This window comes from Neptunomonas qingdaonensis (assembly GCF_900113275.1).
Classification (GTDB): Bacteria; Pseudomonadota; Gammaproteobacteria; order Pseudomonadales; family Balneatricaceae; genus Neptunomonas; species Neptunomonas qingdaonensis.
The window spans coordinates 1-25,659 of record NZ_FOOU01000007.1 but is presented as its reverse complement, the minus strand read 5'-3'; the positions used below and the strand labels follow the sequence as shown (position 1 = coordinate 25,659).

26 protein-coding genes and 1 rRNA gene are annotated in these 25,659 nt (G+C 45.9%); 2 read left to right on the top strand and 25 right to left on the bottom strand.

Features of this window, described 5'->3' with window-relative positions:
• Positions 1-111: 111 nt before the first annotated feature.
• From ppc to BM099_RS11335, 10 genes are all read right to left on the bottom strand, one after another.
• Positions 112-2,724 (bottom strand): phosphoenolpyruvate carboxylase, encoded by a 2,613-nt coding sequence (gene ppc, locus BM099_RS11380; RefSeq protein ID WP_090728193.1) that lies wholly within the window; start codon positions 2,722-2,724, stop codon positions 112-114.
• 167 nt (positions 2,725-2,891) lie between these two features.
• Positions 2,892-3,266 carry a hypothetical protein gene (locus BM099_RS11375; RefSeq protein WP_143083764.1) on the bottom strand — a complete coding sequence of 125 codons (375 nt, stop codon included), beginning with the start codon at positions 3,264-3,266 and terminating at the stop codon, positions 2,892-2,894.
• Between the two features lie 2 nt (positions 3,267-3,268).
• Positions 3,269-4,078, bottom strand: coding sequence for a nucleoside triphosphate pyrophosphohydrolase (gene mazG, locus BM099_RS11370; protein WP_090728188.1), 810 nt, complete (start codon positions 4,076-4,078; stop codon positions 3,269-3,271).
• Positions 4,075-6,330, bottom strand: a complete 2,256-nt coding sequence (gene relA / locus BM099_RS11365) for a GTP diphosphokinase (protein ID WP_090728186.1) — start codon at positions 6,328-6,330, stop codon at positions 4,075-4,077. The genes mazG and relA overlap by 4 nt, the downstream gene beginning before the upstream one ends.
• Before the next feature lie 229 nt (positions 6,331-6,559).
• Entirely contained in the window at positions 6,560-7,462 is a 903-nt protein-coding gene (cysM, locus tag BM099_RS11360; RefSeq protein WP_090728184.1) for a cysteine synthase CysM, read from the bottom strand.
• A gap of 135 nt (positions 7,463-7,597) precedes the next feature.
• Entirely contained in the window at positions 7,598-8,347 is a 750-nt protein-coding gene (locus BM099_RS11355; RefSeq protein WP_090728183.1) for a spermidine synthase, read from the bottom strand.
• Positions 8,348-8,405: 58 nt separating this feature from the next.
• Positions 8,406-8,747 carry a 4a-hydroxytetrahydrobiopterin dehydratase gene (locus BM099_RS11350; protein WP_090728182.1) on the bottom strand — a complete coding sequence of 114 codons (342 nt, stop codon included), beginning with the start codon at positions 8,745-8,747 and terminating at the stop codon, positions 8,406-8,408.
• A 107-nt stretch (positions 8,748-8,854) separates the two neighbouring features.
• Positions 8,855-10,078 (bottom strand): quaternary amine ABC transporter ATP-binding protein, encoded by a 1,224-nt coding sequence (locus BM099_RS11345; RefSeq protein ID WP_090728180.1) that lies wholly within the window; start codon positions 10,076-10,078, stop codon positions 8,855-8,857.
• A complete protein-coding gene (locus tag BM099_RS11340) occupies positions 10,071-10,970 on the bottom strand; it encodes an ABC transporter permease (protein ID WP_090728178.1) in 900 nt (299 codons plus the stop codon). Before BM099_RS11340 ends, BM099_RS11345 begins: the two co-directional genes overlap by 8 nt.
• 64 nt (positions 10,971-11,034) lie before the next feature.
• A complete protein-coding gene (locus tag BM099_RS11335; protein ID WP_090728176.1) occupies positions 11,035-12,033 on the bottom strand; it encodes an ABC transporter substrate-binding protein in 999 nt (332 codons plus the stop codon).
• 147 nt (positions 12,034-12,180) lie between these two features.
• Here BM099_RS11335 and BM099_RS11330 point away from each other — a divergent pair, with 147 nt between their 5' ends.
• The gene (locus tag BM099_RS11330; RefSeq protein WP_090728174.1) at positions 12,181-12,726 is read left to right on the top strand and encodes a MarR family winged helix-turn-helix transcriptional regulator; all 546 of its coding nucleotides are present in this window, start codon (positions 12,181-12,183) and stop codon (positions 12,724-12,726) included.
• Here the strand turns inward: BM099_RS11330 and acpS are convergent.
• From acpS to rpoE, 12 genes are all read right to left on the bottom strand, one after another.
• Positions 12,690-13,067 carry a holo-ACP synthase gene (acpS, locus tag BM099_RS11325; protein WP_090728171.1) on the bottom strand — a complete coding sequence of 126 codons (378 nt, stop codon included), beginning with the start codon at positions 13,065-13,067 and terminating at the stop codon, positions 12,690-12,692. The genes BM099_RS11330 and acpS overlap by 37 nt on opposite strands.
• Positions 13,064-13,837 carry a pyridoxine 5'-phosphate synthase gene (pdxJ, locus tag BM099_RS11320; RefSeq protein ID WP_090728168.1) on the bottom strand — a complete coding sequence of 258 codons (774 nt, stop codon included), beginning with the start codon at positions 13,835-13,837 and terminating at the stop codon, positions 13,064-13,066. Before pdxJ ends, acpS begins: the two co-directional genes overlap by 4 nt.
• A 10-nt stretch (positions 13,838-13,847) precedes the next feature.
• Complete coding sequence (recO, locus tag BM099_RS11315) at positions 13,848-14,543, bottom strand: DNA repair protein RecO (protein WP_090728165.1); 696 nt, start codon at positions 14,541-14,543, stop codon at positions 13,848-13,850.
• Positions 14,543-15,484: a GTPase Era gene (gene era, locus BM099_RS11310; RefSeq protein ID WP_090728162.1), complete on the bottom strand. Its 942-nt coding sequence runs from the start codon at positions 15,482-15,484 to the stop codon at positions 14,543-14,545. Before era ends, recO begins: the two co-directional genes overlap by 1 nt.
• On the bottom strand, positions 15,481-16,164 hold the full coding sequence (gene rnc / locus BM099_RS11305) for a ribonuclease III (RefSeq protein ID WP_090728159.1): 684 nt from the start codon (positions 16,162-16,164) through the stop codon (positions 15,481-15,483). Before rnc ends, era begins: the two co-directional genes overlap by 4 nt.
• The gene (locus BM099_RS11300; protein ID WP_090728158.1) at positions 16,161-16,529 is read right to left on the bottom strand and encodes a DUF4845 domain-containing protein; all 369 of its coding nucleotides are present in this window, start codon (positions 16,527-16,529) and stop codon (positions 16,161-16,163) included. Before BM099_RS11300 ends, rnc begins: the two co-directional genes overlap by 4 nt.
• A gap of 24 nt (positions 16,530-16,553) precedes the next feature.
• Complete coding sequence (gene lepB / locus BM099_RS11295; RefSeq protein WP_090728156.1) at positions 16,554-17,366, bottom strand: signal peptidase I; 813 nt, start codon at positions 17,364-17,366, stop codon at positions 16,554-16,556.
• Positions 17,367-17,375: 9 nt separating this feature from the next.
• Positions 17,376-19,175, bottom strand: a complete 1,800-nt coding sequence (gene lepA, locus BM099_RS11290) for a translation elongation factor 4 (RefSeq protein ID WP_090728153.1) — start codon at positions 19,173-19,175, stop codon at positions 17,376-17,378.
• A gap of 169 nt (positions 19,176-19,344) precedes the next feature.
• The gene (locus tag BM099_RS11285) at positions 19,345-20,754 is read right to left on the bottom strand and encodes a DegQ family serine endoprotease (RefSeq protein ID WP_090728151.1); all 1,410 of its coding nucleotides are present in this window, start codon (positions 20,752-20,754) and stop codon (positions 19,345-19,347) included.
• A 22-nt stretch (positions 20,755-20,776) separates the two neighbouring features.
• Complete coding sequence (locus BM099_RS11280) at positions 20,777-21,211, bottom strand: SoxR reducing system RseC family protein (protein ID WP_090728149.1); 435 nt, start codon at positions 21,209-21,211, stop codon at positions 20,777-20,779.
• A gap of 2 nt (positions 21,212-21,213) precedes the next feature.
• On the bottom strand, positions 21,214-22,095 hold the full coding sequence (locus tag BM099_RS11275; RefSeq protein WP_090728146.1) for a MucB/RseB C-terminal domain-containing protein: 882 nt from the start codon (positions 22,093-22,095) through the stop codon (positions 21,214-21,216).
• Between the two features lie 57 nt (positions 22,096-22,152).
• Positions 22,153-22,737, bottom strand: coding sequence for an RNA polymerase sigma factor RpoE (gene rpoE / locus BM099_RS11270; RefSeq protein WP_090728144.1), 585 nt, complete (start codon positions 22,735-22,737; stop codon positions 22,153-22,155).
• Positions 22,738-22,970: 233 nt separating this feature from the next.
• Here rpoE and nadB point away from each other — a divergent pair, with 233 nt between their 5' ends.
• The gene (nadB, locus tag BM099_RS11265) at positions 22,971-24,560 is read left to right on the top strand and encodes an L-aspartate oxidase (RefSeq protein WP_090728142.1); all 1,590 of its coding nucleotides are present in this window, start codon (positions 22,971-22,973) and stop codon (positions 24,558-24,560) included.
• Here the strand turns inward: nadB and BM099_RS20925 are convergent.
• From BM099_RS20925 to rrf, 3 genes are all read right to left on the bottom strand, one after another.
• Positions 24,541-24,975: a protein YgfX gene (locus BM099_RS20925; protein WP_415860150.1), complete on the bottom strand. Its 435-nt coding sequence runs from the start codon at positions 24,973-24,975 to the stop codon at positions 24,541-24,543. The genes nadB and BM099_RS20925 overlap by 20 nt on opposite strands.
• Entirely contained in the window at positions 24,959-25,213 is a 255-nt protein-coding gene (locus BM099_RS11255; protein ID WP_090728136.1) for an FAD assembly factor SdhE, read from the bottom strand. The genes BM099_RS20925 and BM099_RS11255 overlap by 17 nt, the downstream gene beginning before the upstream one ends.
• A gap of 214 nt (positions 25,214-25,427) precedes the next feature.
• Positions 25,428-25,543 (bottom strand): 5S ribosomal RNA (gene rrf, locus BM099_RS11250).
• Between the last annotated feature and the right edge of the window lie 116 nt (positions 25,544-25,659).

Sequence of the window (25,659 nt, the reverse complement as noted above, 5' to 3'; positions counted from 1 at the left end):
CATCACCCAAAGGACTATTTGACTGATTTCCTTAGCAAAATATCGGACATAATTTAAAACCAAGAGGCGAGAGTAAGCCAAAGTAGCCTTTGGCTCAACCCCGTACTTACATTAACCCGTATTACGCATCCCCGCAGAAATACCCGCCATCGTCACCATTAATGCCTGTTCTAAGCGCTGATCAGGATGATTTCGGTCACGATAAAGCAGCTCAGCCTGTAAAAAATGCAGAGGGTCTATGTAGGGATTCCGTACATCAATGGATTGCTGAATCACCGGATTATCCACCAACAACTCCTTACGCTGCTTTATATCCAGCACTTTTTCTACGGCAACCGATAAACGATGCCTCAGACTTGAACCCAGTACCTTCAACTCATCCGAGACCAGCCTTGATTCATAATATTCAGTCAGGCGCGTATCACTTTTTGCCAACACCATTTCCAGCATATCCACATAAGAGCGGAAAAACGGCCATTTGGCGTACATATCATGCAGCAAGGGCAACTCATTATTGCGAACAGCTGCTTCCAGTGCGGTATCAGAACCCAGCCAAGCCGGTAGCATCAGTCGAATCTGAGTCCAGGCAAATATCCATGGAATCGCGCGTAAGCTTTCAACGCCGCCGTCCGCTTTGCGTTTAGCCGGCCGGGATCCCAGCGGCAGTTTACTCAACTCCTGTTCGGGTGTGACCGCTCTAAAATAAGGCACAAATTGCGCATCATGTCTCACCACAGACCGATAAGCCTGCAGCCCTGTTTCCGCCATCTTCTCCATCTGGTCACGCCAGACATTCTTCGGTGAAGGCTCAGGAGACAGAGTCGCCGCCAGAACAGCACCGGTATAGAGCTCCAGATTTCGTACCGCCAGCTCAGGGATACCGAACTTAAAGCGAATCATCTCTCCCTGCTCGGTCACCCGCAGGCTGCGATCCACCGATCCCGGCGGCTGAGCAAGTATGGCTGTATGGCTAGGGCCACCGCCACGTCCGACTGTACCACCACGGCCATGGAATAGCGTTAGGTGCACATCATGCGCCTGACATAGTTCAGTGAGCGCCTCTTGTGCTTTAAACTGCCCCCATGCAGCAGCTAACTGACCCGCATCTTTGGAGGAGTCTGAATAACCGATCATTACCTCCTGATGACCATGCGTATATTGCTTGTACCACGGCACAGAGAGCAATGCATCGACACAATCGCGTGCACTGTCCAGGTCATCCAATGTCTCAAACAACGGCACCACACGCATATCATGGCTGATACCCATTTCACGCAACAGCAGAATGACAGAGAGCACATCAGACGGATGGCTGGCCATCGAGATAACATAAGAACCTAAGGATGCCGGATCAGCTTCTGCGACGACTTTACAGGTATCCAGGACCTCCTGCACTTCAGGCGATGGATGCCAGCCACGCGGGATCAGAGGACGTTTGCTTTGCAGCTCTTTTAACAAAAATGCCTGCCGCCCCTCTTCTGTCCAATGAATATAGGAGCCCAATCCATAAAACTGTGAAATTTCTTCAAATACCTGCGCGTGCCGGTCTGAACTCTGACGGATATCCAAACGAACCAAGGTCATACCAAAGCAACCCACCCGCCTGATAATATCTTCAAGCGGCCCCTCTGCAATAATCTCCATACCACATTCAACCAGCGAACGATGACACAACATCAGAGGTTCTAGCAGCTTATCAGGCGTCAGCATCGGGCAAAGCACACTACTGACTTCACTCTCCTGATCCAAACGCTCTTTAATCCAACGTTGAGTACATACCAGTGAATCGCGCACCTCACCCAACAATTGACGATAGGGCTCAGGGGCATCTCCTACCCGCTGACGCAGCTCCTGATTACAGTTATACATGGATAACTCAGCACGCAGGACATCAATATCCCGCACATACAGGTCTGCAGCCATCCAGCGGGATAACATCAGTACTTCTTCAGTAACAACGGCCGTAACATTAGGATTACCGTCACGATCGCCGCCCATCCACGATGAGAAACGTATCGGCGAGCAATCAAGCGGCAACCCCTGGCCCAGAATGGCATGGGTTTGCTCATCTAAACGTTTTAAAAAGGTAGGAACAGCCTCCCACAAGGAGTTTTCAATGACAGCAAAACCCCACTTTGCTTCATCAATAGGCGTAGGGCGTACCTGACGGATCTCATTCGTATGCCAAATCTGGCTAATCAGTTCTTTTAAACGGTGCTGCTCGGACTCTCCGCGATCTAATCCACGCAAACAATCAGTGATGGCGTCATACTTCTGAATCAGTGTACGGCGATTAACTTCGGTAGGATGTGCAGTCAGCACCAGATCAACTTGCATCTCAGCTAATGTTTGTTGAATCTGCGTTACACCAATGCCTTCTTTCTTCAGCCGTTTCAATAGCTGCACATAAGAATCGGCTGCTTCAAGATCACAGATTTCCTGATGACGCCGAACCCGGTGATGCTCTTCAGCGATATTGGCTAAATTAAGGAATTGCGTAAAACCGCGGGCAACGGGAAGCATTTCGTCCTCACTCAACCCTTTGAGTTCAGTAAGCAGATTATCTCTGTCTTTTTCGGTGCCATGACGACCCGCTTTAGCCAGTTTGCGTACCCGTTCTATTTTCTCCAGAAATTTTTTACCCAGATGTTTTTCTATTGTCTGCCCGAGGCTATCGCCCAACATCCTGACATCATCGCGTAAGGCTTCATGCAGATCGTTCATTCCCAGCTCCTTAGTGAATATCGAATCACAATCCACAGAGCATAGATTTTATTTTAACTTTGCACAAATCAGGCTTTAGTCGCCTATGGCAGAAGTGAAGGGAAGGCAAATCAATTCAAGTGAAAAGTTTATAGTCGTATTAGTGGAAAGCTAATGCCAACAATGACTTAACGAAGCGCCGAGTGTAGCTTTTCCAATGCGGCCCTGGCTAACGTCTCATTTTCATAGACAACAGGCCCAGCCGACCTCTCAGACATTATTAATTGCAATTCGATCCGAAAATTTTTATCTATCTGAACGCCACGATCAAACTCCATCTCGCTGTGAACAATCGCGCTCATTGGAATAATCCGATAACCCTGAGGACTAACGAGTGCCAGCTGCCTCTGAGTACTATCAATAACAAGACGAGGCTCACCTTTTAAGTCAGCCGTTATATTAAAACTACTATTGCGTAGTACCTGAAGCTGATCCTGGGTTTTCTGCCAATTCCAGTAACCTAAGCCGGCCATGACTATCACAACCAAGACAAACCATGTCATTTTCATAACCCTTTCTGTTTTGCCTCATCCCAAAAATGATCCAATTCATCCAGAGCATACTCATCCCAGGCTTTACCGGAGCTTTCCACACAGGCTTCAACGTGATTAAAGCGCCGCTCAAATTTCTGATTAGTGGAACGTAACGCAATCTCAGCCTTCACCCCCAGATGCCGTGCTAAATTAACCTGAGCAAAAATCACATCGCCCATCTCATCGAGAATAGCGGCCTGATTTCCCTGCGCGATCGCTTCACGAAGCTCTGCGATCTCCTCCTCTATTTTATCCAGGACCAGCAGCGGATCGTTCCAATCAAAACCTACCTGGGACGCCCGTTTTTGCAGTTTTTCTGCGCGACTCAACGCCGGTAATCCTTTAGGCACATCATCAAGAATAGCCGCTTTAGCTTTGCCGACGCGCTCTTGCTGTTTAATCTTCTCCCAATTTGCATTGATCTGTTGTTCATTCAGCTTGAGCTGTGCGGGCGGGGTTCTTAACCGGCCATCAGGAAACACATGTGGATGACGACGAATAAGCTTAGTGACCAATTGATTGACGATGGAATTAAACTCGAACAAAGACTGCTCTTTACCGAGTTGACTATAAAAGATGACCTGAAATAACAGATCACCCAATTCATCTTCCAGGTGTGCCCAATCTTTTCTTTCTATGGTATCGGCAACCTCATACGCCTCCTCCAGCGTGTGCGGCACAATGCTGCTGAAATCCTGCTTAAGGTCCCACGGACAACCATGCTCCGGATCACGCAAGCGCTCCATTAAATAGATCAGGTCTTGTAAAGAGTAGCCATTCATTCTTGAGAAAAACCATTTCGCTGGCGATGCACATCCACCACATTCGGTAACTGACTAATTTTATCCATGATACGACCCAACAACTCCAGACGAGAAATTTCTATCGTCAGTGATAAATTTGCAACATTGCTATTTTTATCTGTCAGGGTATTAGCCGACAGGATGTTGAGCTTTTCATTAGCCAGTACCATCATGACATCATGAAGCAGCCCGGAACGGTCATACGCTTCAATGAGGATATCAACCGGATAAGTTGTCCCACCCCCTTCATCCCAGTCAACAGCAACGACCCTCTCCCCTTCATGCTCTCTCAGATTTAGCAAATTAGCGCAATCTTCACGATGAATTGAAACCCCTCGCCCCTGCGTGATAAAGCCCACTATCAAGTCTCCAGGTACCGGTTTGCAGCACGAAGCAATAGTGGTCAGCAAATTCCCCACGCCGAGAATACGCACTCCGGAGCTTGACGTTTTTTTGTACTTGTCTCTGGCCACACTAGGCAGGGCTAAATCTAACTGCTCATCATGCGAGGATGCTTCCACCTGGCGTTGCGCCGCGTTGAGTATCTGAGAAAAACGAATATCCCCGGCGCCCAATGCCGCAAACATATCTTCAACCGACTTATAGTGTACTTCCTGAGCAAGAAGCGTCATATCGACCTCGCTCATCGAAAGCGCCAGACGTTTGAACTCACGCTCGAAAATCTGTCGACCGGCTTCCTCGTTTTTATCCTTGTCCTGCAACTTAAACCAATGGGCCACTTTTGCGCGGGCGCGAGAGGTAGTCAGATATCCATTATTCGTATTCAGCCAGTCGCGGCGAGGCAGTTCCTCTTTACCGGTAAGTATCTCTACCTGATCTCCCGTTTTTAACGGCTTATTCAACGCTATAATACGGCCATTAACTTTCGCACCACGACAACGATGACCAACTGAAGTATGCACCCTATAGGCAAAATCCAGCGCGGTGGACTCCAACGGCATATCAATAACATGTCCACCTGGCGTAAAGACGTAAAGACGATCCTGTACAACATCGCCGCGTAATATATCGCCAAAAGCCTCGGTATCCCCCAGGTCTTCATGCCATTCAAGTACTTGACGTAACCAGGCAATCTTATCTTCATAAGCATCGCTCTTCGAATAGGTATCGGTACCTTTATATAAGTGGTGTGCACAGACACCCAACTCAGCCTCTTCATGCATTTCTGGTGTGCGAATCTGTATCTCCAGAACCTTACCTTCCGGACCAAACACAGCGGTATGTAACGATCGGTATCCATTCGGTTTGGGCGATGCTATGTAATCATCAAATTCATGCGGTATATTGCGCCATAAGCCATGCACAATCCCTAATGCGGTATAACAGTCCCGGATCTCAGGCACCAGAATACGCACAGCACGCACATCATATACCTGGCTGAATTCTATATTCTTACGCTGCATTTTCCGCCAAATACTGTAAATGTGCTTTGCTCTGCCATTCACATCGGCTTTGATATTCTGGGCTCCCAGATCACGCTTCAACGTGGTCACAACAGTATTAATAAACTGTTGACGATCTAAGCGTTTTTCATCCAAAAGCTGGGCAACATGCTTATAATCGGTGGGCTTCAAATAACGAAAGGAGAGATCTTCGAGCTCCCATTTAATATGCCCGATCCCCAAACGATGCGCGAGTGGGGCATAGATATCAAACACCTCACGCGCGACCAGAAAACGCTTTCTTCGCGAGGAATCTTTTACCCCACGGATGGCACTGGTGCGCTCAGCAATTTTGATCAGTGCAACCCGCACATCATCAATCATGGCCACCAGCATCTTACGCACTGTATCGATTTGACGGGCTTTAGCGCCTAATACCGTATGTTCAATACGTGGATTAGCACGGCTACCAATAGCCGCCATCTGCAGAACACCCTCAATCAATGTTCCGATCACCGGGCCAAACTGATTTTTAACTGTATCGAGTTTTAATTTATCTTCGCGCACACTACGATATAGAATCGCAGCAATAATGGATTCCTGATCCTGCTGCAGTTCAGCCATAATCTGAGCCATTTCAAGCCCGGCAAGATAACTGTTTCCTGATGTGCTACTTGTCTGCTCAAAAACCTGTTTTGCAATATCACAGGCAAGACGAACCTGTTCAATATCTTCAAGCTCAACTTGCTGCTGCAGACGCCACAGCCACAAATCCAAATCAACTGTCCCATCATCATGTACAGGATGATCTTCTCGAACCTTTACCATGGCTAATTGCCACTCCTTTAGTCACGACTCTGCCGTTTTTATAACGGTTCTTCTTTCAATCTCGTTACATGAAATAACCTAACGCGATAACACACGGTCATTCTCATACGACAAAGAGCCGAATATTCTATTCTTAAGACCTATAATCACAAGCAAGTTCCATGCTAAAACAAAACGGTCTATACACAATTGTAAAAAAAGCCGCTTTAGCGGCTTCTCTTAGTATAGGTTATATGGGGTCAAACACCCCGGTTGACAAGTACCTGTCACCTCTGTCGCAGATAATGCAGACGATAACAGCATTTTCTACCTGCTCACTGAGTCTTAATGCCCCCGCGACAGCGCCGCCGGAGGATACCCCGCAGAAAATCCCTTCCTTAGCAGCCAAGTCACGCATAGTCACTTCTGCTGCCTGCTGGGAAACATCCAATACGCTATCGACTCGCGTCTCATCAAAAATTCTCGGCAAGTACTCTTTAGACCAACGACGAATACCCGGAATTTGCGAACCATCTTCAGGCTGAAGCCCTACAATGCTAACCAAAGGGTTTTGCTCTTTAAGGAAGCGCGAAGTCCCCATAATGGTGCCAGTGGTTCCCATTGAACTGACAAAATGTGTAATACGCCCCTGCGTTTGCTCCCAAAGCTCCGGCCCGGTACCTGTATAATGAGCCTCGGGATTATCATTGTTGGAGAACTGGTCCAACACAGTACCTTCTCCCTTTTCCTGCATCGACAACGCCAGATCACGCGCATATTCCATACCTTGCGCTTTAGTAACAGAAATCAACTCAGCGCCATACGCTGTCATTGCTGTTTTTCGCTCCATACTCATGTTATCTGGCATGATCAGCACCATTTTATAACCTTTAATGGCTGCCGCCATCGCCAGAGCAATACCAGTGTTCCCCGATGTCGCCTCAATCAGTGTATCGCCTGGTTTTATATCACCACGCTTTTCAGCACGCTCAATCATGCTTAATGCAGGACGATCTTTAACTGAACCGGCAGGGTTATTACCCTCCAGCTTACAAAGAATTACATTACCACGTGCATTTTTGCCAATTCGTTGCAAACGAACCAATGGCGTTTTACCAACGTAATCGGCAATGGTGGGAAACTCAATATTCATGGCGAAACCTGTCATTTAACAAAACGAAAAAGCATAAAAAAGGCATGACTTATATCGGAAAATTCTACTAACGGATAATAAAGCCAGTCATAACAGGAGTCAAATAATTAGGCGTCGCAAAAAACACAGTTGAAATTATGTCTGTAAATGACTTTTCAACTTACTCAACGACGGGCTAAAGGAAAAGCCCAACTGCTGGCTGAGTTCTCGTGCCTGCGCTTTAAGCTGCTTAGCCGACTGTTTATTAATACTGGTCCCTGCAAAAATAACCCAGTTACCACTTTGTGTAGCACAGCTTCGTATATCAGAAAACAGTTCACCTAACATCGCCAATGTCGCTTCGCTCTGATGATCGCGCCAGCAGTTGAGTACCAACCAACCTCCCGGCTTTAAACGGTAGTAACACTCATGGATAAAGTCTGGCTGGAGCTGCTGCTCATCCAGACCATCGGCACCGTAAATATCACTAAAAATAATATCTGCTTTTTTACTTTCGACGCTTTGCAGAAAATCCTGAGCATCCAGGTGATGCAAAACAAGCCGCTTACTGCGAGGCAGTTGAAAGTATTTATAAGCCGCATCGATTACGCCCGCCCTAAGTTCAACCACCTCCTGCTTTAATGAAGGTAAATGATGGTGAAGACAGCTAGTCAAACTCCCGGCCCCCAACCCCAAAGTGATGCAGCGCTTAGGTTCACAAAATAGCAACACCAGCAACATGGTACGCACATACTCATGTTGTGGGATATGTGGTTCACTTTTAAGCCAACAGCTTTGCTCATCAACATCACCAAAAGATAGGTAACGTTTATTGCCATCATCCAGCACCCGAATGACACCAAATTCATCGTAGCCGCAATGAATCTCTTTCCCGGGAAGTGACATTAATTATCCTTAGCTGTTTGGCTGATATATTTGCAGGCAGCATCGCCCGAAGAAGCACTTATTTGTGGTTGAGTAGATCTGTTTTTGCAGCGCAGATCAGATCATTGCGATGTAACCCTTTAATTTTGTGAGTCCACCAAGTGACTGTCACCTTTCCCCACTCTGTCAGAATAGCGGGGTGATGGTCTTCAATTTCCGCAAGCTCACCTACTTTTTGAGTGAAAACCATCGCTTCAACAAAGTCATTAAAACGATAGACGCGTTCAAGCTGCATAATATTATCACGCGTTTTGAGTTTCCATTCAGGGATTTGTAACATAAGCGCTTTCAACTCATCCGGGGTAACCAACGGAGCTCTGGCCTGACAGGCTTCACAACGCAAGGTTTCTAGCTTATCCATGTTTCTCTCCAATGCTTGATAGAGCTAGTTTACTCTCGATATCAATCACATTGTAATAGAAAGAAAATCTGCCCTATTGAGCTCTTACAGGGCAGACTATTTTATACTTACTGCTTCGCCTCTATAACGCTTTTTTTACCTGCATCATTTTCCGCGCTTCCACCACCCAGCACTCCAGCAAGATTACTACGCGACAATTCCCCTTTCAGGTTTCCATCCTCATCAACAACCGGAAGAGGGTACTTCCCTTCAAGCGTCTCGGGAATCACACTCTCCAGCATGGCATCGGGTGAAATACCGGGCATATCTTCCCAGACTTTATTACTCATTTTCTGAGAATCATCACTGCATGCTTCCAGAGCATCCTGAGTGACCACGCCCTGATATCCATCAGCATTTACATAATAGCCATAATCGCCTTTAATCGCTTTCATCTGCACAAGTGCTTCGGCAATGGTATCTGCGGTAATACGTCGTGAAGGCGGTTTCATAACGGTTTCTACGGTCAAGGCTCTGGCGCGATTGACATCTTTAACGAACGCCTCAACATAATCGGTAGCGGGGTTAAGAAGAATATCGTCTGGCGTACCTTGCTGAACCATCTCACCATCTTTCAAAATAGCAATACGATCACCTAATCTGAGCGCTTCATCCAGATCGTGAGTAATGAAAATAATAGTTTTATGTAATTTATCCTGAAGTTCAATCAGCTGATCCTGCATTTCGCTACGAATCAACGGATCTAATGCCGAGAATGCTTCATCCATTAACAAAATTTCAGCATCAGTACACAAGGCTCGCGCCAATCCTACTCTCTGTTGCTGACCGCCCGATAGTTGCGCGGGATATTGAGCTTCATATCCAGCCAGACCGACGGTTTCAAGCCATTCAGTCGCCTTAGCAGTCCACTCTGCCTTGCTCTTTCCTTGAATGGAAAGACCATAACCCACATTTTCAAGCACAGTACGATGTGGCATCAACCCAAAGCGCTGAAACACCATCGACATCTTATGCCGTCTGAACTGTTCCAGCTCTTTAGAAGAGAGTTTCATCACGTCAATATTGTCGACTTTGATGACGCCTTCGGTCGGATCAATCAAGCGGTTAAAGTGACGGATTAGGGTCGACTTCCCAGAACCTGACAAACCCATGATAACGAAAATTTCGCCTTTATTAATCGTTAAATTAATGTCTTTCAGGCCTAACGTATGTCCGGTTTCAGCAAGAATATCGTCTTTTGAGCGCCCTTCATGAACCAGCGGCATAACTGATGCAGGCTTATTCCCAAAGAGTTTATAAAGACCTTCAATCTTAATTAGTGGTTCAGGCATTTTCTATACCCTGCATATGTCGTTGGGTTCGTTTTGCATAAGCTTGTGAAACACGGTCAAAAATAATAGCAAGCGCAACAATTGCCAGACCATTAAACAAACCTAAGGTGAAATATTGATTAGTAATCGACTTCAATACAGGCTGCCCTAATCCTTTAACACCAATCATTGACGCGATAACGACCATAGAAAGGGCCATCATAATCGTCTGATTAATACCCGCCATAATAGTAGGCATAGCCAAGGGTAGCTGAACACCAAACAAGCGCTGAGTTGGGTTTGCTCCATAAGCGGTTGCCGCTTCCATTACTTCTGAGTCAACTAAACGTATCCCAAGGTTGGTTAAACGAATAACAGGGGGAATTGCATAAATAATAACCGCGATAACGCCCGGTATTTTCCCGATTCCCAACAGCATCACTACGGGTATCAAATATACGAAAGCTGGCATCGTCTGCATAATATCCAGCATCGGTGTAATAACGCTACGCGCTTTATCAGAGCGGGCCATCACAATACCAATAGGAATACCTAAACCAATCGCCATCAGAGTACAGACGGTAATGATACTCAGCGTTCGCATCGTATCTTCCCACATGCCAAAATAACCGATGGCAAGGAACGAGACGACGACACCCAATGATAACTTCCATGAACGGCTCACGAGATATACCAGTGCGGCGACAGCAACAATAATGATCCACCAAGGCGTGGTAAGCAGTAATTTTTCGAACCATACAAGAAACATCAACAGAGGATCAAAAACTGACTCAATAACCTCTCCGTACTCTCTGGAAAAGTCACGGTAAGCTGAGTCCAGCCCTTTACGAATTTCAACTAAATCTACACGGTCCATCTGGGGAAATTTTGTTAACCATGACGAGTCGGCCATGCGTGTACCTCAAATATGCAACAAAGGAGCTACGGCCAGCAAAAGCTGGCCTGATTTTTCATAATTACAGGTTATCGAGCGCTTTTTGCACTTTTTCCGCAACATCTGCAGGAACCCATGTCATCCAATTATCTTTGTTATTAGTTAGGTAATATTCCATTGCCACATCGCCATCGGCTTGATTATCTTCCATCCAGGCAAGTAGCTCGTTCATCTTTTCATTTTTAAATGAACGTTTAGACAAATATTCATAAGCGGCTGGAGATCTAGCAGCAAAGCTCTCTGTTGTTAGCGTTTGTACTAAAGAAGGTGGGTACATTGTCACCTTAGGCTCGAGACAATCTTCTTTCGATGAGCAGTTTATAAACTCTTCTTTATCGACCCCTGACCCAAAATCAACCTTGACCATTTTATACTTACCAAGCACGGCTGTGGGTGCCCAATAATAGCCAAACCATGGTTCCTGTCGTGCATAGGCTTTGGCAATAGAGCCAGACAAACCTGCACCTGAACCCGGGTCAATCAAATCAAACCCTTTATCTTTAAGTTTTAGTGCAGTAAATAAGTTTCCTGAAGAGATCTGGCAGTTCCACCCGGCCGGACAACCATAAAAAGCTGACTTCTCCGGATCTTCCGGATGCTTAAACATGGCTGCACTTTTAATTACACCCTCAATCGTAGCCAGACTCGGGTCCTTATCCACCATATATTGCGGAACCCAGAAGCCTTCCTCGCCACCATCAGAAAGGGATTGACCCGCGAAACGTAAACGTTTCTCGGCTACCCCTTTATCCAATGCGTCCTTCATTGAGTTACTCCACATTTCAGGAGCGATATCAGGTTCACCTTTTTCAATCATGGCGGTGCCTGTCGGCATAGTATCGCCAGGCACAAGCTCGGCTTCACAACCATAGCCTTTCTCAAGGATGAAACGGTCAATATTGGCGATTAAACTGGCAGAGCTCCAGTTCATGTCTGCAATAGTGACTTTTCCACAGCTATTATCAGCCTGCGCTAATGAACTCGCAATCAACAATGGTATTGCTATAAAAATAGGCTTCATATGGGCATCCACATCCTAAATCTGACATAAAGATAATATACCTTACACCTCTAATGATTAGATCTCAAATCAAATACCCATTATACTCATCTGATTGCTTTATACCGCAAGGTTCAGATTTCTTGGAGTAACTATGTTGAACTTATTATGAGCAGCTCTTTGTACTGGCAGGAAGTTTTAATTTCATTGCGGCGCATTATCCGCGCCACCGACATGCAATCCAAACGCATTATGAAAACCTGTGGGCTTACTATTCCGCAAGTCATGGTTCTGCGCGCCATCAATATTCTGGGAGATGTCACGGTTAAACGAATCTCTGATGATGTATCCCTCAGCCAGGCCACTGTGACAACTATCCTTAACCGCCTTGAAGATCGCCAACTGGTTGAGCGTGTTCGTAGTGTAAAAGATCGCCGCATCGTCAATGCGCGTCTGACGAACACAGGAGAACAGACATTAGCGTCCGCCCCTCCGCTACTTCACGAAGAGTTTATTAGTCGCTTTGGGAATTTAGATGATGTTGAAAAGGTAAGAATTCTTTCATCATTACAGCAAGTAGCAACAATGATGGATGCAGGATCGTTAGATGCGGCTCCTTTACTGGATATAGCAGCACCGGCAAAAGATATACTTAGCGAGGTTTCCAACGAACCGCTTCAGACAGACTCTGCAATAGCAAAAGCAACAACATAATCACGCTCGTCACTGTAAGAGATATGCACAGTATCAATACCCTGACGCTGAGCATGTGCTTGAGCGCCACCTGAAAGAAAAACCTCAGGCTTTCCCAGTTCATTATTGCTGATGGCTATATGCTGCCAGCTGACACCACGCCCAATACCTGTACCCAGAGCCTTCACAACAGCCTCTTTTGCGGCAAAACGCTTAGCAAAAAAGCGCTCAGGTTGAGCGCTTTTCTCATAGAACTCCAACTCAGCCAGCGTTAAGACACGCTTGGCCAAGCCAGGGGTTCGCTTAAGCGCTGCACATGCACGCTCAAGCTGAAGGATATCAGTCCCAATCCCATGAATCATCGCGTCAGGGCATCTCGCTGTGATTGAACCCGTGTTTGTGCAATTGTCATGAGCTGTTTCATTTCAGCAACCGCCTCTTTCAACCCAACAAAAACGGCCCGGGCAATAATACCATGACCAATATTCAGTTCATTTAGCTGCGGGATTTCAGCAATCTGCTCAACATTGTGATAATGCAATCCATGACCCGCATTAACAATCAACCCCTTCTCAAAGGCATACGCAGCTGCTTTCTGGATACGCTGCAGCTCATTTTTTTGTTCGGCGGGTGTCTCAGCATCAGCATAGGCCCCCGTATGCAGCTCAATGACAGGTGCGCCACAGGCAAGTGTCGCATCTATCTGGGCGTTATCCGGATCGATGAAAAGCGACACTTCAATACCGTGAGCAGCAAGACGTTGTGCAGCTGACCTGATCTTTTCCAGCTGCCCGACAACATCCAATCCCCCTTCGGTGGTGAGTTCTTCGCGTTTTTCAGGCACTAAACAGCAATGCCTTGGCTTCACCTCAGAAGCGAGGCCGATCATCTCTTCAGTGACTGCCATTTCAAAGTTCATACGTGTTTGCAGTGTTTCTTTCAGCATGTAGATATCACGATCCTGGATATGTCTTCTATCTTCACGCAAATGCACCGTAATCCCATCTGCACCAGCCTCTTCTGCCAATGCGGCCGCTAAAACAGTATCCGGATACCGTGTACCTCGCGCCTGACGCAGTGTCGCAACATGATCAATATTAATGCCTAATAATAAGCGGCTTGGCTCAACCACGGTGTATTCCTCATTGTTTCTGAAAGAGTGAACGGCTATTCAATGGCCGACCAGCAAGTAGATGATCAATCGCAAGACGCATGAGTCGTTTAGCTGACTGACGTGTTTCAGGCGTATCATAGCAATCCTGCTCGATAGCTAGAAGATCTTTACCATGAAAACAGCGACTCCGATCTGCATCAGCAACAAGCGTAACCTTTCTGAACCGCCAATGATCCACGTCAAACAGATAGAGTCCCAGTTCTGAAATCGAATCCATTGGTAATCCATAACCTGTTTCCGCCAGTAATCGATGTTCAAAGGTACGCAATGCACCTTCTATATCCAGTCCTGAGATTAATTCATTCAGCACATACTGATAATAGACGTATAAATGAGGGTGAGGATCGAAAGGAGAAAGCAGCCGCTGCATCATCTCATTGACATACATACCGCACATCAGCGCTCGGCCTTGCATAATGCCATTCATTCCCACTGACTCGGCTTGCGTCAGGGTTTTTAACTGCTGGCGACCTCGCAGGGTTATCTGCAATGGAACGAAAGGCTGCAGCACGCCCCGCAGTTTTGAACCCGGGCGGCGTGAACCTTTAACGACGGCGCTGATTCGCCCTTGTTCCAACGTAAAGAAGTCGACTAATGCACTGGTTTCAAGGTAGGGACGGGAATGAAGTACGTAGGCCGCTTGCGCGTCAACCTTGTAGTTCATTATTCGCCATGATCATAGCCGAGACTGCGCAAGGCACGTTCATCATCGGCCCAGCCACGGCGAACTTTTACCCAGAGCTTCAGCATTACTTTACAATCAAACAAAGCCTCAATATCTAAACGAGCATCCCGTCCAATCGTTTTCATGCGGTCGCCTTTGTCTCCAATAATAATCTTCTTCTGGCCTTCTCGTTCTACCAAAATTAGTGCGCTAATGGTTAACAACCTTCCGTCATGTACAAACTCTTCTATCTCAACGGCTGCACCATAGGGCACTTCGTCACCGACATTGCGCATCAACTTTTCACGTACGATTTCCGCTACCATAAAACGCGAACTTCGATTGGTTAGCTGATCTTCCGGGTAATGATGCACACCTTCAGGCATGTAGCTGCAGATAATCTCTTCCAGCTTGTCTACATTCCTTCCGCTCTTAGCAGAGATAGGAATAATATCGGCAAAATTCATTTTTTCTGCAAGAATGCCAAGCTGCGGCAATAACGATGACTTATCAGCCAATTGATCGACTTTATTAACGACCAGAATTACCGGACATTTGGCGTGCTGAACTTTTTCAAGAACAATCTGGTCTTCTTCAGTCCAGGCGGTTCTATCGACAAGAAAAAGAACCAGATCCACACCGCGTAATGCTTCCGATGCGGCCTTGTTCATGTAACGGTTCAGTGCTTTATTTTGTTCTTTATGTAACCCAGGAGTATCCACAAACATAATCTGCAGATCATCCACTGTCTTAATGCCCAGTATCTGATGGCGGGTTGTTTGTGGCTTTTTCGAAGTAATACTGAGTTTCTGCCCTAACATGAAATTCATCAATGTTGATTTACCCATATTAGGGCGTCCAACGATCGCAACAAAACCACAGCGTTGCTCATCACCTTCTGAATTTTCAGGTTGAATCCAGCTTTGCATATCTTCGCTCATTTTTTCACCTCTTCTACTTGAAGAAGCGCTTGCTTAGCAGCTTCCTGTTCAGCCTGGCGACGGCTATTTCCAACCCCTTCAGTGGGCTGATCCAATGGCTGTATACGGCAAGTGATATAAAATGTTTGTGCATGTGCTTCACCCTCCACCCTGACCAATTCATAATCGGGCAAAGGAAAACGGCGCGATTGGAGATATTCCTGTAAGCGAGTTTTTGAATCTTTTAATGCTTCATCAATATCAAGGTTAGTAAGTCGTTCTTCAAACCAGCCTAAAATAAAGCCTCTAACCACTTCAAGATTACTGTCCAGATAAATGGCACCGATTAACGCTTCAACAGCATCAGCTAATATCGAGTCGCGGCGAAAGCCACCACTTTTTAATTCACCTGGGCCAAGCCGAAGATAATCACCGAGCTTTAACTCACGCGCGATTTCGGCAAGTGTCTCCCCTTTAACCATACTGGCCCGCAAACGACTTAACTGCCCTTCTCTTGCTTTAGGAAAGCGTTGAAAAAGATCGTCCGCTATAACGAAATTAACAATCGAGTCGCCAAGAAACTCCAGACGCTCATTATTGCTTTTTCCACAGCTTCTGTGTGTCAGTGCTAACTCACAATAAGCGGGTTCATTAAATGAGTAACCGAGGCGACGTGTCAGTTCAGGTATAGATTTAATCAAGGTCTTACTGCTTCATAATATTCTGCAAATTTTATAACAGCATCGACATTGAAAAACATCGGAAGCCGAACTTCATACTTCAGGTCAAACTTCAGCAATCCTTTGTCATCAATGATGCTCAACGCTTCCGGATTCGGCAAGCTCACCTGATTAATATACAAACGCTGATTGATATCAGTTCTGATCGTAGCCAATGGTTTGCGTAACTCGTCATAGTCAACTGTGATATTTTCAAGCACAGATTTAACCGCCATATGATCAAGATAGGGCTGATATATTTTAAATGCTGTTGCCAACAAGCTTCCTGCCATCATCAGCACTATTAACATACTGAAGAACGATGCACCTCTTTCATGTCTAGCCATTATTCTCACCAACGTGTTCTGGGATTAATTAATAGATCGCATGGCGGTAACATCAGGAATGCTAAAGAAGCTTGGCCAGTGCATCCAGACGGCAAAAGCCTTACCCACTAACATCTCATCCGGTACAAACCCCCAATAACGGCTGTCATTACTGTTATCGCGGTTATCACCCATCACAAAATACTGCCCCTCAGGCACTGTCCATTCACCAGTCCTGTTTGGCGCTTGTACATCATTATAGATTTCGTGAGCAACTTCGCCCAACTTTTCGTTATAAAGTAATGTCTGTGGACTTCTTGGTGGTAATTTTGCCAGCAAGTCCTGCATCTGAGGCTCGCCATTCACATAAATTATTTTATCCTGATAGCGAATCACATCACCGGGCAAACCCACTACACGCTTAATATAGTTTACGGCAGGATCATTCGGGTATTTGAATACCACTACATCGCCGCGCTCAGGATCATTAAACGGAACGACTTTAGAGTTCAATACTGGCAAGCGCAATCCGTAGTGATATTTATTCACCAGAATAAAATCACCTATTTGCAAGGTAGGCAACATAGACCCCGAAGGTATCTGGAATGGCTCTACCAAAAAAGACCTGACGACCAGCACTACAGCAAGAACCGGGAACATTGACTGTGAAAAATCAGCCCACCATGACATTCTGGTGATTTTTTCTTTTACCTCCTCCGGAAGTTGACCATCGGCGGATTGTTCTGCCGCCAGCAAAACCTCCTTTCGCCCTTCAGCAAACAGGAGCGTATCAGCTAACCATGCAACCCCAGTGACAAACGTAGCCAATACCAAGACAAATGCAAAATCAAAATTCATCGTTTTTCCTTAACTATCCATTTTCAAAACGGCCAGGAAAGCTTCCTGCGGAATATCGACACTACCGACCCGTTTCATACGCTTTTTACCTTCTTTCTGCTTCTGCAATAGCTTTTTCTTACGACTTACATCGCCACCGTAACATTTTGCGATAACGTTTTTACGTAATGCTTTAACCGAAGTTCGGGCAATAATTTTCCCACCCAAAGCCGCTTGAATAGCCACGTCAAACATTTGCCGGGGAATCAGCTCTTTCATTTTTTCACATAAAGCACGGCCACGAAATTGCGCGTTATCCTTGTGTAAGATAAGCGCTAAAGCATCCACTTTTTCGCTATTAATCAATACATCCATACGGACTAATGAGGCCGGCTCAAAACGAACAAAATTATATTCAAGTGATGCATAGCCGCGGCTTACTGATTTGAGACGGTCAAAAAAGTCCAGTACAACCTCTGCCATCGGCAACTCGTAAGTCACCTGTACTTGCTGCCCAACGAACTGCATATTTTTCTGCACTCCGCGCTTCTCAACACACAAGCCAATCACCTGTCCAAGGTAGGTGTTGGGTACGAGTATGTTGGCCTGAACAATTGGTTCACGCATCTCTTTAACACGTGCAGGATCCGGTAACTTTGAAGGGCTATCAATATGAATAACTTCATCGGTATTCAATAATATTTCATAAATTACTGTTGGCGCAGTGGTAATCAGGTCAAGATCATATTCACGTTCGAGTCGTTCTTGAATGATCTCCATATGAAGCATACCCAGAAAGCCACAGCGAAAGCCAAAGCCCAGTGCATCAGACGTTTCTGGTTCAAAAAACAACGAAGCATCGTTTAAGGTTAACTTATCCAGTGCATCGCGGAAATCTTCATAGTCATCAGAGCTGGTAGGAAAAAGTCCCGCATACACTTGCGGCTGTACTTTTTTAAACCCTGGAAGCACAGCCACATCAGGTGTTTTAGCGTGGGTAATCGTGTCCCCGACCGGTGCTCCATGAATGTCCTTAATACCGGCGACGACATAGCCAACCTCACCGGCTTTAAGAATGCCGGTTTCAGTTCTTTTCGGCGTAAATATACCTACGGAATCAACCAACTGAGTTTGCCCGGTTGATTTCATGAGAATTTTATCTTTTTTGCGTAATGTTCCGTTTTTGACACGAACCAGGGAAACCACACCCAGATAATTATCAAACCACGAGTCAATAATTAACGCCTGCAGCGGAGCATCAATATCGCCTTCAGGAGCAGGGATGGTCTGGACTAGTGCTTCCAGCACATCATCTATGCCCATACCGCTTTTAGCCGAACAAGAGATTGCATGGGTTGCATCTATGCCAATAACCTCTTCAATCTCATGACGAACGCGTTCAGGCTCTGCCTGCGGCAGGTCCATTTTATTGAGCACCGGAAGCACTTCCAGCCCTTGTTCTAAAGCCGTATAGCAGTTCGCTACCGATTGCGCTTCAACCCCCTGAGCGGCATCAACAACCAGCAACGCCCCCTCGCATGCTGCCAGCGATCGTGACACCTCGTACGAAAAATCCACATGCCCTGGGGTATCGATAAAATTCAGCTGATAAGTTTTCCCATCCTTTGCCGTGTAATCCAATGTCACACTCTGGGCTTTAATGGTAATGCCACGCTCTCTTTCCAGATCCATGGAATCAAGGACTTGAGCCGCCATTTCACGTGATGAAAGACCGCCACACGTCTGAATAAAACGATCAGCCAGTGTGGATTTACCATGGTCAATATGGGCAATAATGGAAAAATTGCGGATATGCTCGATCTTACTCACAATATTTGATTCTCAGGCACTTGAAGCGATTGGCGAAGCTTACGAAAAAGGCGCAAGTTTAACGTATTTATAGGCTTTCGGCTATCTCGCTGGTCGAATAACAGCATAACAGCCAGATACAAAAACACCCCAAACGGGGGTGTTTTTAAACAATTGAAGACTTTACAAATTAACTACCCAATTTAAGCGGAATAAACAATGGGCTGCCACGACGTACGATCCGCAAAGGCACTGAACGACCCGCCGGCAAATCATTAACCAAACTGATAAACTGCTTAATTGATTCAACACGCTTGCCATTCAGCATGGTGATAACATCACCGGCCACTAAGCCAGCATTCGCACCAGCACCTGCTAATACTTTTTCAATAACAACACCGTTACGAAGATTCCACTTATCTTTTTGTTGATCTGTTAATTCAGAAACAACAACATTGAGGCGATTACCCTCTGGCTCAGGAGAAATACCATGAGAAGCCTTTTCTGTCCGCTCCCCATCCGCTAACGTACCGATTTTTACTGCTATTTTTCTATTTTTGCCGCCGCGGACGATATCAAGCTCAACACTACTACCCGGCACAACTCGTCCCACCTGATGCGGCAGATCTGAAGAAAGATTAATGCGCTGACCATCAAATTTCAGAATGATATCACCGTCCTGCAAACCAGCATTTTCAGCAGGGCTATCTGGAAGCACCTTGGCCACCAGAGCGCCTGCTGGCTTATCTAGTCCAAAAGATTCAGCTAAATCCTTATTAACCTCCTGGATAACAACACCCAACCAACCGCGTGTCACAAAACCATCTGACTTTAACTGTCTGGATACATTCATCGCTACATCAATAGGGATAGCAAAAGACAACCCCATAAAACCACCAGAGCGCGTATATATCTGTGAGTTAATGCCTACCACTTCCCCTTCCAGATTAAATAGCGGACCACCGGAATTACCAGGGTTGATAGCGACATCTGTCTGAATAAATGGAACATAGGTTTCGTTTTCCAACGCCCGGCCTGTTGCACTGACTATCCCCGCCGTCACCGTATGATCGAATCCAAATGGCGACCCTATCGCCAACACCCACTCACCCGCCTCTAGCGTCGACGAGTCACCAAACTTCACAACAGGCAGATCCCTGGCATCGATTTTCAAAAGAGCAACATCTGAGCGTTCATCAGAGCCAACAACCTCCGCGTCTAATTCGCGACGATCATTTAAACGCACTAAAACCTGATCCGCGCCTTTGATCACATGATGGTTAGTAAGAATGTAACCATCCGTACTAATAATAAAACCAGATCCTAGTGATTGAGGAGCCTTCTGGGAGGGAGCATCAGGCGATTGATCCTGATCAGGAAACCGAAAAAAATGCCTGAAAATCTCAGGTATCTCTTCTCCATTAGGCCCTTTAAAATCAAACCCAGGCAGCGACTGCCTGCTTTTCTTCTGTATCGTACTGATATTAACAACAGCAGGTGCTGCTTTTTTGACCAGACTTTTAAAATCGGGCAGCTCAGCCTTTACAGACGACGCGACTACCGACAGCAACAAAAAAGATGCAATCACAAAACGTTTCATGATTTAACTATCCCTTCACTATTTAAGAAATCCTGAGCAATACAGGGTTAAATTGGGAGCGATTATCCAGCCGTTGACCCCACAACTTCACGCCTAAGAAGCCAACTAAAAGACCAACGAAAGATGTCAGTATGATAGTGACTTCAGCATATTCAAGATATTCAGCCAAGCCACCCAGCAAAACCATCAACAACAGCGGTAACAAATACATCAGAGCTGATACTTTTAAAAAACTTCCTTCATCGATACCGACAACAACCCTATCGCCCGTTTTCACTAAAATGCTGGCCGGATTGTCAATTTCTAACTGCGTCATCTTAGATGCAGCCCACTCTGAAATAGCTTTTTGTCCGCAACTTTGCTTTGCCTGGCACTGCCCACATGCAGAGCTTCGTTCAGATTCTATTAGCACTCGCCCGTCGACAACACTGACTACCGTTGCATACTCTTCAATCATAATTAACGAACTGATTTCACGGAAGCCGCTATACGATCAGCGATCATCAAAGGAACATCTCCGACCACAGTAACGAAACCATTCTCTGTTGCACGCCCAACAGCCACGATATTATTTGATTGCACTACGCCTGAAGGAACACTTTGACGCCCTAAAGGCTCAATACTGATTGAAACGGAGTGCTTACCATTACTGAATACCATCACTTCGGCATGTGGCATGACTTCATGACGGACCTGCTGGTATCCCTCAGGCAACCAATCAGTTTGCCATGCAGGCTGACTAGAACTCAGCAAGTGTCGATGCTGTTCAATGTAACGATTTAATCCTTGTGACAGACGGATAACTTCCGGCTCACCGGAGCTACCAGAAACGCTTTTATTTGGCGCAGCGTAATTACTACTGTACTGCGCACGCACAAAATCCTTCGAACTCTGAACACTCGGAATGGTATAAGCCTGCCTGAAAGAGCCGTCAACTGCTGCATCATTGTTTATAAACTGCTGGCCGCCGAGGATTACGATAGCGGTCACAGAAGCCGCCATGGCCATACTGACCACTGGCTTCCACCATGCATGCTGCTCGCTATTATCGAGCGTTTCAGCAACCGGTGACTGAACAGCCGGCTGATCTTTTTCGCCCTCTAGCGCCGCACTTACTCTGGAAACCAGATTTGTATTCATTGCCTGTTGGCTAATGCCTTCACCATGAATAGCTTGTTGAGCAAGGTGGTAACGTTGCCATTTATCAAGAGACTGCTCACAATCAAGGCCTTCTTTATCCTGAATACGCGCAAGCACCCGGCGTAGTTCAAAAGATGAAACCTCACCATCCATCGCCGCCGAAAGGGACGCGGAAAGCGACTCGTTAGACTCATCGCTCATAAATACACCTCATCATTGGACCTTCATGTTAAATATCAACTTAAATACCAAAAAGCATCACTCCATCAGCGGTGCTATTTGTTTATCAATCGCCTCTCTGGCTCTGAAAATCCGCGAACGAACTGTTCCCACAGGACAGTCCATAACTAACGCGATATCTTCATAGCTCATTCCATCAAATTCACGCAAGGTCAGTGCCGAGCGTAAATCCTGTGGAAGCTGATCCAGCGCTTTTTTGACAACTAATTCTAACTCGTCTCTAAATAGACTATTTTCTGGGTTCTCAAGTTCCCTTAATTCGTCTCCGCCATCAAAATATTCCGCATCCGCCACATCCACATCCACATCCGGCGTCCTTCTGCTTCTCGATACCAGATGATTTTTAGCTGTATTGATAGCAATTCTGTAAAGCCATGTATAAAAGGCACTGTCCCCCCTGAAACGCGGCAATGCACGATAAGCTTTTATAAAAGCCTCCTGTGCAATATCCATTGCTTCATGGTGGTCATATACATAACGACCGACTAAACCAATAATTTTGTGCTGATACTTACCAACAAGAAGATCAAAAGCACGCTTATCCCCGGCCTGAACCCTCTCTACCAACTGTTGGTCGATATCCGTCTGGTTCTCACTCGACACCACTAATCCTTATCACCAATAAGAACAAAAACCTACCCGAAAACAACGGATACTATAAACAGCGCAGTATGTAACCGGATTCTACTTAAATGCAACCCTCAGCTTTTTACAAACTATGAATATGACTCGGCATAGAAAAAATAGTTCACTATCAAATTCGGATAAAATACATGACGTTATTATAGAGAAAACGGCATAATAGACGCCCGACACAACGGAATTGATGTACTAGCATGCAACAAGAATTTGATATCCTTATCATTGGTAGCGGGGCAGCCGGGCTTTCTCTGGCACTACGCCTGGCAGATTCTGCAAAAATAGCAGTACTCAGCAAAGGCAGTCTGACAAGCGGCTCGACCTGGCTTGCTCAAGGCGGCATAGCCGCGGTGCTTGATGAAACCGATCTAATACAAGATCATGTCTCAGATACACTTACCGCCGGTGCTCACTTAAGCCACAATGATGCTGTCGAGTTCACCGTAAAAAATGGACGACAATCCATCGAATGGCTCATCGAACAAGGTGTACCTTTTAGCCGCGATGGTAAACGTTACCATCTGACGCAGGAAGGGGGACATTCGCATCGACGCATCATCCATGCCGCTGATGCAACCGGCAGAGCCGTGCAAGAGACTTTGATAACTCGCGCAAAAGAGCACGACTCCATCCATCTTTTTGAACACTGTACCGCCGTAGACCTTATCACCAGACGCAAACTGAAGCGCGCCAATAATCGCTGCCTGGGTGCTTACGTTTTTGATTCTTCAACAGGTCATGTCAACGTTTTAAAAGCAAAGTTTGTTGTTTTAGCAACTGGCGGAGCGTCAAAAGCGTACCTTTACACCAGTAATTCTGATGGTGCCAGCGGCGATGGTATCGCCATGGCCTGGCGGTCAGGCTGCCGTGTGGCTAATATGGAGTTCAACCAATTCCATCCCACCTGCCTCTACCACCCTCAAGCAAAATCATTTCTCATTACTGAGGCAGTTCGGGGCGAAGGAGGTAAATTACTCCTGCCTGACGGGACACGCTTTATGGATAAATTTGATAAGCGCGGTGAGCTGGCCCCCAGAGACATTGTGGCCCGCGCTATTGACCATGAAATGAAACGCCTGGGAAGCGACTGCCTGTATCTTGATATTTCTCACAAGCCGAAAAGTTTTATCCTTGAGCACTTTCCTACTATTTACGAGCGCTGCTCCAAACTAGGAATAGATATCTCAAAAGATCCTATTCCTGTTGTACCCGCTGCGCACTACACTTGCGGCGGCGTTATGACGGACCAACAAGGACATTCGGATTTAAACGGACTTTACGCTATTGGTGAAACCTCTTTCACGGGCCTGCATGGCGCCAACAGGCTTGCCTCAAACTCACTTCTGGAGTGTCTTGTCTTTGCCGAATCAGCGGCCAATGATATTCGCAGCCGACTCGATGAAAGCTTAGACACCGCCTACATCCCTGATTGGGACGAGTCTCAGGTAACGGACTCAGATGAAGATGTGATTATTTCGCACAACTGGGATGAGCTAAGACGCTTTATGTGGGACTATGTTGGTATTGTCAGAACCAACAAACGTTTGCGCAGAGCAAAACATAGAGTCGATCTATTGCAACAAGAAATTACCGAGTACTACTCAAACTATAAGATCAGTAAAGATTTGTTGGAACTACGTAATTTAGCATTAGTCTCAGACCTGATCATTCGTTCAGCAGCGCTTCGCAAGGAGAGCCGAGGGCTACATTACACACTTGATTACCCAGGCCAGGGACCGGAACCTCGCGATACGATACTAACTCCCATTAACTTCGAATGGCCTTAGACACCAAGGCCATTTTTCCCAACTTCAGCGCTACTTTCAATCGCCTTAACCCCTCATGCGAAACCGAATCAGGAAAAATCGCTATTGAGATTCTTTCCCCGGACTTCGTGATTACTCTGAAGGCAAATAAATAAGGCAGTAAATGTATCTTTTCGATCATCAAACCATCGTGCCAACTTCCATCTGCGCGTAACAACTTCATTGACTGCCTGTCTAAATCCCAGATCAAACGTATTACTTCAGGCTTGTCGAAGGGAAGGCAAACCAGGACAAGCAGCAGCGCCCCCAAAAACAACAAGAAAATAAGCGAAATATTAGAATAGAGCCCGGCACAAAAAGCTATTATCAGGCAACTGAAATAAAAAGCCCGAAAATAGCGCGAAGGCCTGATGGTTATATCAAGAGGGCTGAACACGATCTAAAATAATTCGTACTATTTTATGTAAGTCGGGATCTTGCGGTATTTCCCTCTCCATTACCCAGAGAAAAATATCCTGATCTTCGCAAGCCAAAAGATTCACAAAACGATCCTGATCATCCTCCGGTAAGTCCCGAAACGCTTCTTTAACAAACGGTTCAAACAGGAGGTCAAGCTCAAGCATGCCTCGACGACTTTGCCACAATAAACGACGTATATCTTCTTCAGAATACATAGCAACTCAAATATAAAATGTTATTAAAGGGGTATTTAACACCAATATAAAAAACTAAAGAAGCATGATTCGTCATTTTTAATGAATTAGTTTGTCCGTAACAAAAAACAACTAAACAGCCTCTCCGTTTAGAATAGAGCATTGAGATTCTTTTCATCTCTCACAGGCATAAAAAAACCCCGATCACAGCGTGATCGGGGTTTCTCTAATAGGTGCTTGGCAATGACCTACTCTCACATGGGGAAACCCCACACTACCATCGGCGCTAAAACGTTTCACTGCTGAGTTCGGGATGGGATCAGGTGGTTCCATTTCGCTATGGTCGCCAAGCGTAAACTGTCACAACGAGGATTTGATGAATGTTTTTGGTTGGTATCTTTTGTGTTTGTCTGTGTTAACAAGCGCTAGTAACTTTATCTTTTACGGTGATGCCTACTTCATTCAGC